2 rRNA genes are annotated in these 2,754 nt (G+C 58.0%); both read right to left on the reverse strand.

Annotated features, from left to right (window positions below):
• Positions 1-633: ribosomal RNA gene (locus ACFVH0_RS40435) — 23S ribosomal RNA — on the reverse strand; the annotation flags it as partial.
• 301 nt (positions 634-934) lie between these two features.
• Positions 935-2,460 (reverse strand): 16S ribosomal RNA (locus tag ACFVH0_RS40440).
• Between the last annotated feature and the right edge of the window lie 294 nt (positions 2,461-2,754).

Here is a 2,754-nt window from a genome sequence, read left to right on the forward strand (position 1 = left end):
CAGCGACGCTCCCACGGCTTGTAGGCACACGGTTTCAGGTACTATTTCACTCCGCTCCCGCGGTACTTTTCACCATTCCCTCACGGTACTATCCGCTATCGGTCACCAGGGAATATTTAGGCTTAGCGGGTGGTCCCGCCAGATTCACACGGGATTTCTCGGGCCCCGTGCTACTTGGGTGTCTCTCAAGCAAGCCGTCAATGTTTCAGCTACGGGGGTCTTACCCTCTACGCCGGACCTTTCGCATGTCCTTCGCCTACATCAACGGTTTCTGACTCGCCGACCAATCGGCAGATTGATCAAGAGAGATCCCACAACCCCGCATGCGCAACCCCTGCCGGGTATCACACGCATACGGTTTGGCCTCATCCGGTTTCGCTCGCCACTACTCCCGGAATCACGGTTGTTTTCTCTTCCTGAGGGTACTGAGATGTTTCACTTCCCCTCGTTCCCTCCACACTGCCTATGTGTTCAGCAGCGGGTGACAGCCCATGACGACTGCCGGGTTTCCCCATTCGGACACCCCCGGATCAAAGCTCGGTTGACAGCTCCCCGGGGCCTATCGTGGCCTCCCACGTCCTTCATCGGTTCCTGGTGCCAAGGCATCCACCGTGCGCCCTTAAAAACTTGGCCACAGATGCTCGCGTCCACTGTGCAGTTCTCAAACAACGACCAGCCACCCATCACCCCGCTCCGAAGAACAGGTTCACTGGGGCCGGCAACTGAAGGCGACCATTACGGCCGTACCCTCAGATACCCAACAACGTGCCCGACCCGACCCCTCACAACCCACGTTCCACGCCGAAGCAGTACTAATGAACTCTGAAGAACCGTGCCGAATAGTCAACGTTCCACCCATGAGCAACCACCGTCGAACATTTGCCGACGTAGTGGCCTCTGACCAAACCGAAGCCTGGTAAGAAGTGCTCCTTAGAAAGGAGGTGATCCAGCCGCACCTTCCGGTACGGCTACCTTGTTACGACTTCGTCCCAATCGCCAGTCCCACCTTCGACAGCTCCCTCCCACAAGGGGTTGGGCCACCGGCTTCGGGTGTTACCGACTTTCGTGACGTGACGGGCGGTGTGTACAAGGCCCGGGAACGTATTCACCGCAGCAATGCTGATCTGCGATTACTAGCAACTCCGACTTCATGGGGTCGAGTTGCAGACCCCAATCCGAACTGAGACCGGCTTTTTGAGATTCGCTCCGCCTCGCGGCATCGCAGCTCATTGTACCGGCCATTGTAGCACGTGTGCAGCCCAAGACATAAGGGGCATGATGACTTGACGTCGTCCCCACCTTCCTCCGAGTTGACCCCGGCAGTCTCCTGTGAGTCCCCATCACCCCGAAGGGCATGCTGGCAACACAGAACAAGGGTTGCGCTCGTTGCGGGACTTAACCCAACATCTCACGACACGAGCTGACGACAGCCATGCACCACCTGTACACCGACCACAAGGGGGGCACCATCTCTGATGCTTTCCGGTGTATGTCAAGCCTTGGTAAGGTTCTTCGCGTTGCGTCGAATTAAGCCACATGCTCCGCTGCTTGTGCGGGCCCCCGTCAATTCCTTTGAGTTTTAGCCTTGCGGCCGTACTCCCCAGGCGGGGAACTTAATGCGTTAGCTGCGGCACCGACGACGTGGAATGTCGCCAACACCTAGTTCCCAACGTTTACGGCGTGGACTACCAGGGTATCTAATCCTGTTCGCTCCCCACGCTTTCGCTCCTCAGCGTCAGTAATGGCCCAGAGATCCGCCTTCGCCACCGGTGTTCCTCCTGATATCTGCGCATTTCACCGCTACACCAGGAATTCCGATCTCCCCTACCACACTCTAGCCTGCCCGTATCGACTGCAGACCCGGGGTTAAGCCCCGGGCTTTCACAACCGACGCAACAAGCCGCCTACGAGCTCTTTACGCCCAATAATTCCGGACAACGCTTGCGCCCTACGTATTACCGCGGCTGCTGGCACGTAGTTAGCCGGCGCTTCTTCTGCAGGTACCGTCACTCTCGCTTCTTCCCTGCTGAAAGAGGTTTACAACCCGAAGGCCGTCATCCCTCACGCGGCGTCGCTGCATCAGGCTTTCGCCCATTGTGCAATATTCCCCACTGCTGCCTCCCGTAGGAGTCTGGGCCGTGTCTCAGTCCCAGTGTGGCCGGTCGCCCTCTCAGGCCGGCTACCCGTCGTCGCCTTGGTAGGCCATCACCCCACCAACAAGCTGATAGGCCGCGGGCTCATCCTTCACCGCCGGAGCTTTCAACCCCGTCCCATGCGGGACAGAGTGTTATCCGGTATTAGACCCCGTTTCCAGGGCTTGTCCCAGAGTGAAGGGCAGATTGCCCACGTGTTACTCACCCGTTCGCCACTAATCCACCCCGAAGGGCTTCATCGTTCGACTTGCATGTGTTAAGCACGCCGCCAGCGTTCGTCCTGAGCCAGGATCAAACTCTCCGTGAATGTTTTCCCGTGATCGGGACAACACAACACGAGAGCGGAACGACCGGACGGAATAAGACCGGTCGTTCACAGCGTCCTCGCTGTGTAAATTGCCTACCGGGTCAGTGACCCCGTAGGACTTTCAAAGGAACCTCCAACCTGCCGAAGCAGGCCGGGGTATCAACATATCTGGCGTTGACTTTTGGCACGCTGTTGAGTTCTCAAGGAACGGACGCTTCCTTTGTACTCACCCGCAGAACACTCTCTGGGGCTTTCCTCCGGGCTTTTCCCTTCGGTCTTGCGTTTCCGACTCTA

Origin of the sequence: Streptomyces sp. NPDC127117, from assembly GCF_042677325.1 — a bacterium.
Classification (GTDB): Bacteria; Actinomycetota; Actinomycetes; order Streptomycetales; family Streptomycetaceae; genus Streptomyces.